13 protein-coding genes are annotated in these 14,057 nt (G+C 57.9%); 7 read left to right on the top strand and 6 right to left on the bottom strand.

The genetic code is table 11. The features are described from left to right. Positions 1-213: 213 nt before the first annotated feature. The 4 genes from ACFQJC_RS08595 to ACFQJC_RS08580 all read left to right on the top strand — a co-directional run bounded on the left by ACFQJC_RS08595 (position 214) and on the right by ACFQJC_RS08580 (position 4,260). On the top strand, positions 214-1,281 hold the full coding sequence (locus tag ACFQJC_RS08595; protein ID WP_390222912.1) for a glycosyltransferase family 4 protein: 1,068 nt from the start codon (positions 214-216) through the stop codon (positions 1,279-1,281). Positions 1,282-1,352: 71 nt separating this feature from the next. Continuing rightward, positions 1,353-2,066, top strand: a complete 714-nt coding sequence (gene aglF, locus ACFQJC_RS08590; protein ID WP_390222911.1) for a UTP--glucose-1-phosphate uridylyltransferase AglF — start codon at positions 1,353-1,355, stop codon at positions 2,064-2,066. A gap of 291 nt (positions 2,067-2,357) precedes the next feature. Beyond that, complete coding sequence (locus ACFQJC_RS08585; protein WP_390222910.1) at positions 2,358-3,326, top strand: NAD-dependent epimerase/dehydratase family protein; 969 nt, start codon at positions 2,358-2,360, stop codon at positions 3,324-3,326. A gap of 151 nt (positions 3,327-3,477) precedes the next feature. Next, positions 3,478-4,260 (top strand): glycosyltransferase family protein, encoded by a 783-nt coding sequence (locus tag ACFQJC_RS08580; protein WP_390222909.1) that lies wholly within the window; start codon positions 3,478-3,480, stop codon positions 4,258-4,260. Positions 4,261-4,268: 8 nt separating this feature from the next. On the opposite strand, the gene ACFQJC_RS08575 is transcribed toward ACFQJC_RS08580, so the two are convergent. Continuing rightward, positions 4,269-5,330 carry an NAD-dependent epimerase/dehydratase family protein gene (locus tag ACFQJC_RS08575; RefSeq protein ID WP_390222908.1) on the bottom strand — a complete coding sequence of 354 codons (1,062 nt, stop codon included), beginning with the start codon at positions 5,328-5,330 and terminating at the stop codon, positions 4,269-4,271. 114 nt (positions 5,331-5,444) lie between these two features. Next, a complete protein-coding gene (aglG, locus tag ACFQJC_RS08570; RefSeq protein WP_390222907.1) occupies positions 5,445-6,386 on the bottom strand; it encodes a glucosyl-dolichyl phosphate glucuronosyltransferase in 942 nt (313 codons plus the stop codon). Between the two features lie 116 nt (positions 6,387-6,502). Here aglG and ACFQJC_RS08565 point away from each other — a divergent pair, with 116 nt between their 5' ends. Next, entirely contained in the window at positions 6,503-9,604 is a 3,102-nt protein-coding gene (locus ACFQJC_RS08565; RefSeq protein WP_390222906.1) for an oligosaccharyl transferase, archaeosortase A system-associated, read from the top strand. Between the two features lie 87 nt (positions 9,605-9,691). Here ACFQJC_RS08565 and aglM read toward each other — a convergent pair whose 3' ends face one another. After that, entirely contained in the window at positions 9,692-10,984 is a 1,293-nt protein-coding gene (aglM, locus tag ACFQJC_RS08560; protein ID WP_390222905.1) for a UDP-glucose 6-dehydrogenase AglM, read from the bottom strand. Positions 10,985-11,159: 175 nt separating this feature from the next. On the opposite strand from aglM, the gene ACFQJC_RS08555 reads away from it, so the two are divergent. Then, a complete protein-coding gene (locus ACFQJC_RS08555; RefSeq protein WP_390222904.1) occupies positions 11,160-12,128 on the top strand; it encodes a DUF368 domain-containing protein in 969 nt (322 codons plus the stop codon). 70 nt (positions 12,129-12,198) lie between these two features. Here the strand turns inward: ACFQJC_RS08555 and ACFQJC_RS08550 are convergent, their stop codons facing one another. Both ACFQJC_RS08550 and ACFQJC_RS08545 read right to left on the bottom strand, forming a co-directional pair. Further along, on the bottom strand, positions 12,199-12,354 hold the full coding sequence (locus ACFQJC_RS08550; protein WP_390222903.1) for a rubrerythrin-like domain-containing protein: 156 nt from the start codon (positions 12,352-12,354) through the stop codon (positions 12,199-12,201). Between the two features lie 138 nt (positions 12,355-12,492). Further along, on the bottom strand, positions 12,493-13,047 hold the full coding sequence (locus ACFQJC_RS08545) for a class I SAM-dependent methyltransferase (protein ID WP_390222902.1): 555 nt from the start codon (positions 13,045-13,047) through the stop codon (positions 12,493-12,495). Between the two features lie 114 nt (positions 13,048-13,161). Between ACFQJC_RS08545 and ACFQJC_RS08540 the strand changes: the two genes are divergently transcribed. After that, on the top strand, positions 13,162-13,350 hold the full coding sequence (locus ACFQJC_RS08540) for an HEWD family protein (RefSeq protein ID WP_390222901.1): 189 nt from the start codon (positions 13,162-13,164) through the stop codon (positions 13,348-13,350). A gap of 20 nt (positions 13,351-13,370) precedes the next feature. On the opposite strand, the gene ACFQJC_RS08535 is transcribed toward ACFQJC_RS08540, so the two are convergent. Continuing rightward, positions 13,371-14,033: an HAD-IIB family hydrolase gene (locus ACFQJC_RS08535; RefSeq protein WP_390222900.1), complete on the bottom strand. Its 663-nt coding sequence runs from the start codon at positions 14,031-14,033 to the stop codon at positions 13,371-13,373. Between the last annotated feature and the right edge of the window lie 24 nt (positions 14,034-14,057).

Genomic DNA, 14,057 nt, shown 5'->3' with positions numbered 1-14,057 from the left:
TTGTACGAGAACTTATCAAATCGCGTGTAATAGAGCCGGTTTAACTCGCGTAAGATAAGTGCTGGCGTCGATAAACCATTCCTAATCTGGTCCAGAGAGTACATCTTTTGATAGTAGTCATTATAGACGCCAGTTATAACAATCGGTTGGTCCGGTTTTATACGATTCGACATAAACCACCTTTATTGGAACCCAACTGGTTCATCTCAAATAATGAAAGTTCTCCACGCCCCGTTCTTCGAAGGGAACCAGTTTCAAGAGCTCCTCGAAGAATCGCTTGAGCGGGCGGGTGTGGATGTGTTAAGAGAGACGGGTTGCCGCCCATTTTCGCTGTTTGCGCACCAGCTCATCCTCGATGATATCGACGTTCTGCATCTTCACTGGACACACCCATACTTCCTTTTCGGAAGTGAGGAATGGGCGTACCGGTTGCCGCTTTCACGGCAAATTTGTGCGCTTGCCGCTTTGTGGTTCCTCTTTCAGGTGTGGATTTCGACACTCGTTTGTGACCGAACAGTCTGGACTGTTCACAATAAATGCAACCATGAGAGGCGCTACAAAGCTCTTGATTTACGAGTGAGTCAGAAGCTGGTATCGCTTGTAGATAAAGTTCAAGTTTGGGACCCTCTGACCCATTCAGAGTTTTTGACGTACGTTGGAACCGAACCGAATGAGGTATCAGAAATTCCGCACGGGAACTACCTCCCGAGGTACGAGGGAACAAACACTCCGACGAAAGAGGCTGCGAAAGAAGCTCTCGGACTGCATCACACAGAACGTGTGTACCTCTATTTCGGAGTTATCCGCCCGTATAAACAAGTCACAGCGCTCATCCAGTCGTTTCAAGCCATAGAATCAAAGGCCACGTTGGTAATTGCTGGGAACCCGATGAACAGTGACCTCACGGCACGAATCGAGGAGTTCTCACGTGGCAGTGAGAACATCCAAACTACACTTGAGTACATCCCAGACGATACTGTTCCGGTATTTTTTGCGGCTGCCGATGCCGTGGTTCTCCCCTACGAACACATATTCAATTCAGGGTCGGTTTTACTGGCAATGACTTTTGGTCGGACCTTTGTAGCCCCTCGAATGGGGTCTATCCCCTCTGTTGACCCAGGTGGGAATGTCCTGTACGATGACCTTATTCGTGGACTTGAACAGATTGATCAGATGGACGAAGAGCAGCTCTCACGAGTCGGTGACGCTAATTTAGTTGCAGCACGAGAAAAACACGATTGGGATACAATCGCAGCAGAGTACATCGAATTATATTCCTGATTTTCGGCTGGCTATCAAATCGAGAAAAGGTGACACAAAGTTATATATAACTGAGTTGCTCGAAATGAATTATGCAAGCAGTCGTCCTCGCCGCCGGGAAAGGGACTCGACTCCGACCCCTAACCGAAGACAAACCGAAAGGCATGGTCGAAGTTGACGGGAAACCAATTCTCACCCACTGTTTCGACCAACTGGTCGAACTCGGCGCCGACAAACTTGTCGTCGTCGTCGGCTACAAGAAGGAGGTCATCATCAGCCACTACGACGACGAATATCGCGGCGTCCCCATCACCTACGAGCACCAACGCGAGCAGAAGGGACTCGCCCACGCGCTCCTCACCGTCGAGGATCACATCGACGAAGACTTCATGCTCATGCTGGGCGACAACATCTTCAACGCGAATCTCGGCGACGTGGTTAAGCGCCAGCGCGAAGACCGCGCCGATGCGGCGTTCCTCGTGGAAGAAGTCGAATGGGACGAAGCCTCCCGCTACGGAGTGTGTGTGACGAACGACTACGGCGAGATTACAGAAGTGGTCGAAAAGCCAGAGGAACCGCCGTCGAACCTCGTCATGACTGGCTTCTACACGTTCACGCCCGCGATTTTCCACGCGTGTCAGCTCGTCCAGCCCTCGAACCGCAACGAGTACGAAATTAGCGAGGCGATCGACCTGCTCATTCGTTCTGGGCGGACTATCGACGCGATTCGCATCGACGGCTGGCGTCTCGACATCGGTTACCCAGAGGACCGTGACGAAGCAGAGCGAAGATTGGAAGCCGAATAGTCTCACGTCCGGTTCTCGTCGCTTGAGACTCGGTGTGGTGGCGGATATTAGTAAAATAGGTTATATAACATCAGAGAGAAAAGCGTTTTATACAGGTTATCCGATAACCAATCCACATGAAGGCCATTCCCCCAGCTACCGGGCGAGGTGCGAGGTTACGTATTCGAGCAAAGCGAAGATCGATAGCTCGTTCGGTAGGCCGCGTGAGCGACTCGAAATGGAAGGTTGTGACATTCGACAACGAGTCTGGAACTTCGGAACTATCGGCCGAACTCACTAACGAGCCTGACGATGACTAAGGCATTAGTAACTGGTGGCGCGGGGTTCATCGGGACGCATATCTGTGACTCACTCCTCAGCGACGGTGTAGCGGTAGTCTGTTTCGATAACCTTGGTAGCGGCCAACGGGGGAACGTCAACCGGTTCGAAGACGATGATGCGTACACGTTCGTTGAGGGTGACGTGAGAGAACCACTCGGTCAGCAGCTAAACGAACTCGACACTAACTTCGATTATATCTATCATTTTGCTTCGAGGGCGTCACCTGCAGACTTCAAAGACCACGCTCTCGAAATTTCCCAAACCAATACGATAGGAACGAAGCACGTCTTGGAACTGGCGCGGGAGATGGATGCCACTGTGGTCTATGCTTCGACGAGCGAAGTGTACGGGGACCCGAAAGAACATCCACAGGAAGAATCCTACCGAGGGAACGTGAGTATTCGAGGGCCTCGAGCACCGTATGACGAAGCAAAGCGATTTGGTGAAACCCTCTGTACGATGTACACGCGGCAGTTCGGAGTCGATACGCGGACGGTACGTATTTTCAACACGTACGGACCAAGAATGCGAAGTGACGATGGCCGCGTCGTACCCACATTCTGTGTCCAAGCGTTACAGGGAGACGATCTTACGGTCTACGGTGAAGGTGACCAGACACGAAGTTTCCTCTTCGTAGATGACCTCGTGCGAGGAGTTCGAACGTTCGCGGAACACGACGAATTAGCCGGTGAAGTCATCAATATTGGCCACACCGACGAGACTACAATAAATGAATTTGCGAACACGGTCACAAGGCTATCTCCAAACAGTATCGAAACGGTTTATCAGCCCCTCCCGGAAGACGACCCGACGAGGCGGCGCCCCGACATTACGAAGGCGAAATCATTGTTGGATTGGGAGCCGACGATCGATCTGGAGACTGGGTTGAAAAAGACTCTCGAGTACTTCGGCACGGAGGTCGTCAATGCGCATCCCTAGTGTCAACCTCGATGATGTCGTCGAGGCCGGCCAACGAATTCAAACGAACGTCGAGGCATGGCGAGGAAAAAAAGTTCCGGGTCGAAACTGTTTCGAGTTCGTGAGTCCGGAAACGAACATCCAGTTCCACGGGCAGGGACTCGGGGACCTGATGATAATTCGCCAGTTTGGCCGCGGGTTCGAAGAATACCTCGCAGAGCATGGAGACCCGAAACTTGGAGACGTAGTAATATCCTGTGGGGGATACAAAGCGACGTTTGAGCCCGACCGCGGTGATTTGAACTTGTTTTGGTGGTGGTCGTTCGGTGCAAAAGACGACTCTCCCGAGGAGTTTCTCGATTACTACCTCGAACAGGTAAGCGTCGAACCAGATCTTATTCTCTGTCTTTCGGAGCCATGTCTGAAAGAGGCAAGCCAGCGAGGATTCGAGACGCTGTACTTCCCCCTCGGAACGCAGTCGTTCGAACCACTCGGAACTGAGCGAAGTGGCAAGGGGTACGCTGGGAGTGCAAACCACAAAGGAAACGCGAAAGAACGCATGGTACTCGGACCGTTCGGAGACGACGATGACTTCGAATGGGTCTCAAATTTCGTGACGCCAACCCAGCTAAATCTCTGGTATAACACGCGACTCGTCACGTTCGGACTCACGAAAGAAGGCCAAAGACAGTGGGGAATGGTAAACAACCGGGTGTTCGAAACGCTTGCTTCTGGAACACCGCTCATCCTCGAACAACACCCATACGTCGATGACGTTCTCGGCTTCGATTACCCCTACCAAACCGATTCTCGGAAAGAGACTATCGAGCTCGTAAACGAGGTTACCTCAAATCCAGAGGAGACACTCGAAACCTTCGCAGAGTATTCCCAGCAAGTGCGAGAAAACCACAACTACACCCGACGGATGGAGACGCTTGCGAACGCGTTATCGTAGACGATTAGTTAGTTCTCTGTCGAATACGTATCATACCAGTCGAGGAACTGTTTCACGCCGGTTCTGAGGTCAACCGTGGGGTTCCAATCAAGTTCGTCTTTCGCTCGCGAGATATCTGAGACGTACACCTTCTGGTCGCCCTCTCGCCACTCATCGAACGAGATATCACTCCGAGCACCAGTCTCTTCTTCGAGCACATCGAGTAGTTCGAGCAGGCTCGTGGTTGTTTCCGAGCCACCACCCATGTTGTACACACCGGTTTTCCCCTCCGGGTCGGACAGGAACGCATCGTACGCACGAACGAGGTCCTTCACGTACAGCACATCTCGGACCTGTTTGCCGTCACCGAAAATCGTCAGCGGTTCGTCTCGGAGCGTAGAGAGAATGAAGTGGGCGACCCAGCCTTGGTCTTCGTTCCCGAACTGGCGGGGTCCGTAGATACAACTCATTCGGAAGACTGCTGCATCGACTTCTCCGCGCTCGGCGTAATCCTGTACGTAGAGGTCTCCAGCGAGTTTCGAAACGCCGTACGGGGTGTGTTCGCAATCGTCTATCGAGAGCGACTCTGGAATTCCATCTTCGAAAGCGTCCTCGTCGTACCAGTATCTGTCACCCTCGTCGCGGATGGGAATCTCATTTACGTTGTCGCCGTATACCTTGTTCGTCGATGCGAAGACGACCGTTGGGTCGGAGTCCGCTTTTCGAGCTGCTTCGAGGACGTTGAACGTCCCTTGAGCGTTGATTTCGAAGTCGGTCCGTGGGTCAGTGAGCGACGACGTGACTGCAACCTGACCTGCAGTGTGAACGACACCATCGTGCCCTTCGACGATTTCTTCGACCAGTTCTGCATCTCGAATGTCTCCTTTGACACGTTCGATTTCTGGGTACTCCTCTTCGAGGTACTTCCAGTTGTACGCCCCTGTCGCACGGGTTTCGTCCGCGCTCTCTAGCGTATCGACCCGACTGAGGTTATCGAGAATCGTAACTTCAGAACCACGCGTCGCATAAAATTCGGCGACGTGACTCCCGACGAATCCTGCGCCACCAGTAACCAACACTCGTTCAGGCATTGAGCGCAACTTGTTGAATCGGGCACTTATAATTCACTATAGGGCAAAAACGAGTGTCACCACCCGGCTTTGGAGGGTGCGTGACACCGATGGATTTCAGCGAGAAGTCGAGAGTCAGGCGTTCGTCTTCTCGACCAAGTCCGGCGTCAACAACCCGTAGACGTATCCGAAACCAACAGCCGCAGTAAACACGAAGATGGCAATCAACTGTTGCACTTTCGCCATCGACGGGTCCTTCACCAATTTAATGAGTCGGTCCACGACGTACACCAACAGCAAGTCCTTCAGGTAGTCGTTCTTGTCGTCAGACGCCTCGGGGTACAGCAGGTCCATCACGCGTTTCGAGTAGCCCTGCCAGAAGGAACGGAAGACGAGCCAGCGGAACTCGGTCCGATACTCGAAGAGTTTGTGGTTCACGCGGGCGCGCTTGTTGTAGATGACGCGCTTGCCGGTGTTGTTGTAGATGCGAATACAGACCGGTGCTTCGTGGGCTTGGACGTGTTTATCGCCTTTGCGGCCCGTGTTGGTGTCGTAGCCACCTGCTTCGAGGAACACGTCCCGCTTGAACGAGATGTTCGAGCCGTAGGTGTTGCGGACTTCCTCCATGTGGTTGCCGAAGCCGCGTTCGTCACAGCCGACGAGCCAGTAGAACTCCTCGGGGAAGAAGTCGGGCTTACGGGCGACCCAGTCGGGAACGACGTTGCCACCGACGGCGACGGCCTCCGGATTCTCCTCGTAGGTTTGAACCAGTGTTTCTATCCAGTCCGGCTCCGCAGTCGCGTCGTCGTCGATCATCGCCACGACGTCTCCGGAGGCGAGTTCTGCACCCTTCGTTCGGCTGTACGAGATACCGCGGTTCTCGTCGTTACAGTACAAGACGGCGTCTTCGACGTCGCCGAAGTCGTCTTCGACGCGGGCGAACACCGCTTCGTTCCCGTCCACGACGACGACGAGTTCGAGCGGTTCGTAGGTCTGGTCGAGGACGCTTTCGACGGTCTCAGAAAATGACTCGTACCGTTCCATGGAGTAGGTACAGACCACGACGGAGACTTTCATCGCCCGGTGCTACTGAAGACGCGCGAATAAGCATTGTCATCCACTCGAAAATCGGCTCACACATCCGAAATTGCCTATCACAAGGCTTATGAACGGCTTGACAGTTGTTGGGCACAATGAGCGACGAGCAACAAGAGCGTTCGCAGTCGATTGCGGACCTCGCTCGCGACTGGTATCACATACCGGTCCTCTCGACGATTGTGGTCCTCATGTTGTGGATTCGACTCCGCAGCTACGATGCATTCGTTCGAGACGGATCGGTGTATTTCGCAGGAAACGACGCCTGGTATCACCTCCGCCAGGTGGAATACACAGTAAAGAACTGGCCGACGACGATGCCGTTCGACCCGTGGACGAACTTCCCGTTCGGGACGAGCGCAGGCCAGTTCGGGACGATTTACGACCAACTCGTGGCGACGGTGGCTCTCATCCTTGGTCTGGGGAGTCCGTCGGCAGACCTCGTCGCCAAGACACTGCTGGTCGCACCGGCAGTGTTCGGCGCGTTCGTTGCGATTCCGACGTATCTCATCGGAAAACGTCTCGGCGGCCGTCTCGGTGGTCTCTTCGGCGCATTCATTTTGATGCTCCTTCCCGGAACGTTCCTCCAGCGTGGTCTCGTCGGCTTCGCCGACCACAACATCGCAGAGCCGTTCTTCATGGGCTTCGCCGTCCTCGCAACCATGATTGCGGTCACCGTCGCCGACCGCGAGAAGCCCGTCTGGGAACTCGTTCAGGTTCGTGACTTCGACGCCCTCCGCGAACCGCTAAAGTGGTCCGCACTCGCCGGTGTCGCCATGGCCATCTACATGTGGTCGTGGCCGCCGGGCATCCTCCTCGTCGGCGTCTTCGGTCTCTTCGTCGTCCTGAAGATGACCGCCGACTACGTCCGTGGTCGCTCCCCCGAACACGTCGCATTTGTCGCGGCGGTGTCGATGGGGATCACGGCCGTGCTGATGTTCATCCCCTTCAACGAGCCAACCTTCGGTGTGACCGACTTCGGTTTCCTCCAGCCCCTCTTCTCGCTGGGTGTCGGTCTCGGCGCAGTGTTCCTCGCCGCCCTCGCCCGCTTCTGGGAGTCCAACGATATCGACGACCGCGGCTATCCCGTCGCGGTTGGTGCCCTCGCCATCGTCGGGATGGGCCTCTTTGCCGTCGTCCTCCCGGACGCATTCCGTACTATCTCGGTGAACTTCCTCCGCACGGTCGGATTCAGCGCCGGTGCGGCGACCCGAACTATCGGTGAGGCACAACCGTTCCTCGCGGCGAACATCCTCCAGTCCGCAGGACTGTCGGCCGTGGACCGTATCATGTCCGAGTACGGCTTCACGTTCTTCACCGCCGCTGTCGGCATCATCTGGCTTGTCGCCAAGCCACTCGTGAAAGAAGGAGACGCTCGAAAACTCGGCTACGTCGCCGGTAGCCTCGCGGTCATCGGTCTCATCTTCCTTATCCCCGCCATCCCGGCGGGAATCGGTTCGGTGCTTGGTCTCGACTCATCGTTGGTCGGTCTCGCACTGGTGTCGGCGCTCATCATTGGTGCCGTCATGCAGGCCGATTACGAGAGCGAACACCTGTTCATCCTCGTGTGGGCGGCCATCATGACCTCCTCTGCCTTCACGCAGGTTCGTTTCAATTACTACCTCGCAGTCGTCGTCGCCGTGCTGAACGCCTACCTCCTCCGTGAGGTACTCTCGCTCGGCATCATCGGTCTCGCAGATATCGACCGGTTCGACGACGTCTCGGTCTGGCAAGTGGGCGCAGTCGCGTTCGCAATCCTGCTCGTGTTGACCCCGGTTCTCATCGTCCCGGTCCAACTCGGCAACGCCGGCCAGAGCAACACGGCGTGGCAGGCCGCTCAGACCGGTCCCGGTTCTGTCACGCAGTGGGACGGCACGCTCCAGTGGATGCAGAATAACACGCCCGCTGAAGGCCAGATGGGCGGTGCATCCAACGACCTCGACTACTACGGCACCTACGAGTACACCGACGACTTCGACTACGAAGACGGCACCTACGGCGTCATGTCGTGGTGGGACTACGGCCACTGGATCACGGTGCTCGGCGAACGCATTCCGAACGCCAATCCGTTCCAGCAGGGTGCAACTGAGGCTGCGAACTTCCTCCTAGCCTCCGACGAAGCGCAAGCCGAGGAAGTCCTTTCCACGGTTGACGACGACGGCGAGGGTGAGAACACCCGTTACGTCATGGTCGATTGGCAGATGGTCTCGACCGACTCGAAGTTCGGCGCACCGACCGTCTTCTACGACGAGTCCAACGTCAGTACGTCTGACTTCTACAACCGAGTCTACCGCATCGACGGCCAACAGGGCCAAGAACAGATTACCGGCGTCTCGAACGTCAAGGACCAGCGGTACTACGATAGCCTGATGGTGCGTCTCTACGAGTACCACGGGAGCGCACGCGAACCCGCACCAGTCGTCGTCGATTGGCAGGTCCGCCAACTCACGAACGGCGGCAGCATCCGTGAGACGCCCGACGACGGCCAGCCAATCAAGACGTTCGACTCGATTGAGGAAGCAGAGGCGTACGTCGCCAACGACTCCTCGTCGCAGATTGGCGGCATCGGTGCGTTCCCCGAAGAGCGCGTCGAAGCACTCGACCACTACCGCCTCGTGAAGTCGTCGAACTCCTCGGCACTTCGCTCTGGGTCGTACCAGAACTCGCTCATCCGAACCGGCAACACCTTCGGCGTTCAACCGCAGGTGCTCCTCGGCAACAATCCGTCGTGGGTCAAGACGTTCGAGCGCGTCCCCGGTGCGACGGTCCAAGGCAGTGGCGCTCCGGCGAACACCGTCGTCACCGCCTCCGTCCAGATGCGCGACCTGACGTCGAACACCACGTTCACCTACACGCAGCAGGTCCAGACCGACGAGAACGGTGCGTTCACGATGACGCTGCCGTACTCCACGACCGGATACGACGACTACGGTCCGGACAACGGCTACACGAACGTCAGCGTCCGCGCCGTCGGCGGCTACACGTTCAACACGCCGACGACGGTCACCGACAACAACACGTTCGTGACCTACCAGTCGTCGGACGTGAGCGTCGAAGAAGGTCTCGTCAACGGTGCCGAAGACGGCACGGTCGAGGTCACGCTCGAACGCACTGAACAAGAACTGAACGTCACCGAGACCAACTCCTCGTCGACGAACTCTTCGTCCATCGACGCCGGCGCGCTCGCCGTCGCCGCATAAGGGACGAACATTTTTCCATATTTTTCACTCGGCGAGCGACGGCGTTCCGCGGTGATTGGTCGAAAAGAGAGAACAGAGAACGTCGCCTTAGACCAGCGATTCGTAATCCAGTCCGTCGCGTCGGGTTACGATGTTGCGGCCGTCGATGACGACGTTCTGGCGCATCTCGTCGAACTGGTCGTCGAGCGCGGCGAACTCGTCCCAGTCGGTGGCGACGAGCGCGGCGTCTGCGCCTTCGAGTGCTTCTGCGGCCGATTGCGCGTAGTCGATATCGGGGAACTGCTCGCGCATGTTCTCGGTGGCGACGGGGTCGTAGCCGACGACCGACGCACCGGCATCGAGCAGTGCTTCGATGAGGAGGATGGCACGCGACTCGCGGATGTCGTCGGTCCCGGGTTTGAACGACAGACCGAGAACGGCGATGCGTTTGCCAGCGGGGTCGAATCGCTTTCGCAGGAGGTCGAGCATGCGGCCGGGTTGGCCGTCGTTGACGGCGACAACGGCGTTGAGCAGTTTCGGTTCGTACCCTTTGTCCCGGGCGGCGGCCGCGAGTGCTGCAACGTCTTTCGGGAAGCACGACCCGCCCCAGCCGAGGCCAGCGCCGAGGAACGCCGCTTCGATGCGCGAGTCGAGACCGATGGCGTCGAGCACTTCGCCGGAGTCCACGTCGTACTCCTTGCAGATGTTCGCCAGTTCGTTGGCGAGGCTGATCTTCGAGGCGAGAAAGGCGTTGTTGGCGTACTTTATCATCTCGGCTTCGCGGATGCCGGTTTTGACCACGGTGGGGTCGTTGGCGCGCTCGACGAGCGGCGCGAAAATTCCATCGAGCACGTCGAATGCAGTGTCGGTCTCCGCGCCGAGGACGATTTTGTCGGGGTCGAGGAAGTCGGAGACTGCGGTCCCTTCACGCAGAAATTCGGGGTTCATTGCGACGTGGAAGCCATCGCCGACCGTCATTCCGGAAGCGTCGGCGATTCTGGGAGCGATGACCTCTTCAGTCGTGGATGGCACGACAGTGCTCTTCGTGATGACGACGTGTTCGTCGTCTTTCGCGGTGAGCGTCTCACCGAGGGACGTCGCCGCGGCTTTCATCGCTGTGAGGTCGTTACTGCCGTCTTCCATCGACGGCGTCGGAAGAGCGAGGAACGTCGCGTCGGTGTCGAGGACGGCATCGTAGTCGGTTGTCGCGCGAAGGCGGTCGCCCGCGTGTTCTGCGATCAACTCGTCCAGACCCGGTTCGTGAATCGGTGCCTCGCCATCGTTGAGCGTCGCAACGATGTCCTCGTCGATATCGACGTTGACCACGTCGTGGCCTACGTCTGCGAGGCAGGCCGCGAGCGTCGTCCCGACGTACCCGCTCCCGATGATGCTGAGTTTCATTGGTTGGTTGTGTCTGTCGGGTGGTTTTATTCTTTCTCACACGACCGCTGTCGGACGGCGGGAGGCGTCGGTCTCTGGCGTTGCTCCGCGACAGGTCGCGGTCCCCGGATGACTCTTGTGGCACCCTGCGTAACGACGGACTGATAATCCTCGACAGAGACTCACCGACAACGAAATGACAACGCAGTCTGAGGAGCGTGCCGCCCTCCTTCCGTGGCTCGTCCTCTACCTCAAAGGCATTTGTATGGGCGCGGCGGACGCCGTGCCCGGTGTCTCCGGTGGAACAATCGCGCTCGTGACGGGTATCTACGAGCGACTCATCAACGCGGTGACCTCGATTACGCCAGAACGCGTCTGGCGTATCGTCTCGGGCGTCTCGCCCGCGAACCGACGCGACGCCGTGGCCGCCCTCCGCGAAATCGACCTGCGGTTCTTGCTCGTCCTCGGCACCGGAATCATGACTGCAGTCGTCACCGTCACGCGTGTCCTCGACGTCGCCATCGACGAGATACCCGTCCCCACCTTCGGGTTCTTCTTCGGTCTCATCGCCGCGTCTGCGGTGGTTCTCTACGCGCAGGTCCACCTCGACGACGCCCGGCAAATCGCCGCCGCTGTCGCCGGATTCGCCGTCGGCTTCGTCGCCTCCGGAAGTGCGGGTGCGGCACTCGGCCAGTCCTACACGACGACCGTCGTCTCGGGTGCAATCGCCGTCAGTGCGATGATTCTGCCCGGTGTGTCGGGGTCGTTGCTCTTGCTCTTGCTCGGGCAGTACGAGTACATGACCTCGACGCTCAAGGAGTTCGTCGATGCGTTGCTCGGGCTCGCCGTGGGCGGGCCACTCTCGGCGGTTATCGAACCCGGTGGGACCGTCGTCGCGTTCATCTTCGGCGCGGTCATCGGACTGTTCACCATCGCCAACATCGTCCGCTGGGCACTCGAACACTACCGACGGGAGACGCTGACGTTCCTGGTCAGCCTCATCGTCGGTGCGCTTCGTGCGCCGGTGGTCAAAGCCTCCGAAAAACTCGCAGAGTCCGGACAGGCGTGGACGACGGAACTCATCGGCGTGTTCGTCGCGGCCGCAGTCGTCGGCGCGCTGTTGGTGTTGCTCGTAGACAGATACTCGACCGTCATCGACGGGTAGGACTTCGGACCAATATCATCGACAGGCAGAAGGCGGGGCCGAGAATCGAGGCTTGGGGTTCGAGTTGGCCCTACTCGCGGGCGACCGCGATGTTACGTACCGAACCGCCGCACTGTTCGCACGATGCGACGTGAGTCGAACTAACGACACGAGTACCGCACGTTCGGCACTCGAAGTAGCCTTCACTGGCCGAGTAGCGGTCGATTGTCGAGTTATGTATTACCATGACATTCTGTCGCACACACCCGTAAGTAAAGATTATCCTGATACATCCTAGCTCGATATATGTTCTTAATATTCGATTGTATATTGAGCAACGAACGCAGAGTAATCGGGCGACGAGAAAAATTTTGTCCGGTTCCGATTAGCGTCGAGCCGTGCAAACGAACGTCTCGTGTCGAGAGGTAGCTCGTGTGACGGTGAATCCGGCATTCTCGAACTGTGTGACGGCGTCACCGAGCGAAAAGCGTTCGTCAGTCGGCGGTCCAGACTGGCCTTCACCAGTCGCCGACCAGTCCACGATAGCGACTTCGCCGCCGGAGCGAACGACACGGGCGAGTTCTGCCAGTGCCTCGTCGCTGGCGAACTCGTGGAACGTCATCGTCGAGAACGCGCCGTCGAGTTCGTCGTCGGCGAACGGAAGGTCCGCCACGTCGGCGGTGACGAGTTCGACGTTCTCGGGGACACCTTTCTCCCGGTAGAGGTCGTGCATCTCGTCTTGCACATCGACGCCGTAGAGGCGCTGGACGTACGGGGCGACGTCGTCGGTGTAGAACCCGGTGCCGCTTCCGAGGTCCGCGAACACGGCCGTCGGGTCTGGGTCGATGAACGACAGCAGTTCTTCGCGCGAGAGGGAGCGATAGCGCGATTGGTCTTCGAGTTTCTCCGCGGAATCGACGTCGAACGTGTGAAATCCCATGGTGAAACGTGTGGGCGGTGCGAGGTAAGTACCGCCGGTTGTGTGTCTCAATTGCCCCGGCGCAACCCTGCCGGCGACGATGGGCTTTTAGCGAACGCAGGTCACCATTTCACTATGGGACCCCAACTTCGACGGCCCACACGCCGCGAGTGTGAGCGCTGTGGCCGAATTGAGCGCTGGGACGACGAGGAGGCGACGTGGAAGATTGCGACGGAAGACGGCGAGAAACGTGTCGGTAACCCCTACTGCATCCACGAGTGGGACATCAACGGGCGGTTCGTGCCCTTCGAGCAGTCGGCGTAATTCACACCCGTTTTTCTACGTTACAGCGATTCCAAGACGGACAACGTTCCGTCCATGTACGATTCTTCCAGTACCTCGTCCGCCGCGGCTTTGGCTACGTCGTCAGCGTTGGCGACGGCGTAGGACTGCCCGACCACGCCGAACGTCGAGGCGTCGTTCTCGCTGTCGCCGATTGCGACGAAGTCTACGGGGTCGTAGTCGAGAAATTCACAGACGTGTTCGAGTCCGACCGCCTTCTCGACGCCCGGCGATTTAAGGTGATACGCGTAGCCCGTATCGACGACTTCGAGGTCGTACTCGCTCGCAACTTCGCGGAGGAGAGCTTCGTCGGCGTCGAGGTTGACCGCGATTTCCGTCTCGCGCCAGCGGTTGACGGTGTCCGCGCCGCCCCATCCGAGGTCACCTCCGCGAGCGACGAACTCGTCTGCGGCGGCCTGTGCGGCCTCGCGGTCGCCCGCGTAGGTGACGTGGTCGTCCACGAGGACGACGCCACCGTTTTCAGCGACGACGGTTTCGGGAAGCCCGATGTAGTGACACAGCGAGACCGGATATGGGAACGCCTTCCCCGTTGCGAGAACGACGGGTGCGTCCCACGACGGAAGCACGTCGAACACGCGCGGGTCGAGTCGCCCTGCGGCGTCGGTGAGCGTGCCGTCGATATCGAGAACGAGCGGTGGAACCATACCGTCGGTTCGGAGACGGGACAA

It is taken from the genome of Haloferax namakaokahaiae (genome assembly GCF_042663225.1).
Lineage (GTDB): Archaea > Halobacteriota > Halobacteria > Halobacteriales > Haloferacaceae > Haloferax > Haloferax namakaokahaiae.
Note: the sequence above shows the minus strand (reverse complement) of the source record. Positions and strands in the feature narration are given on the sequence as shown.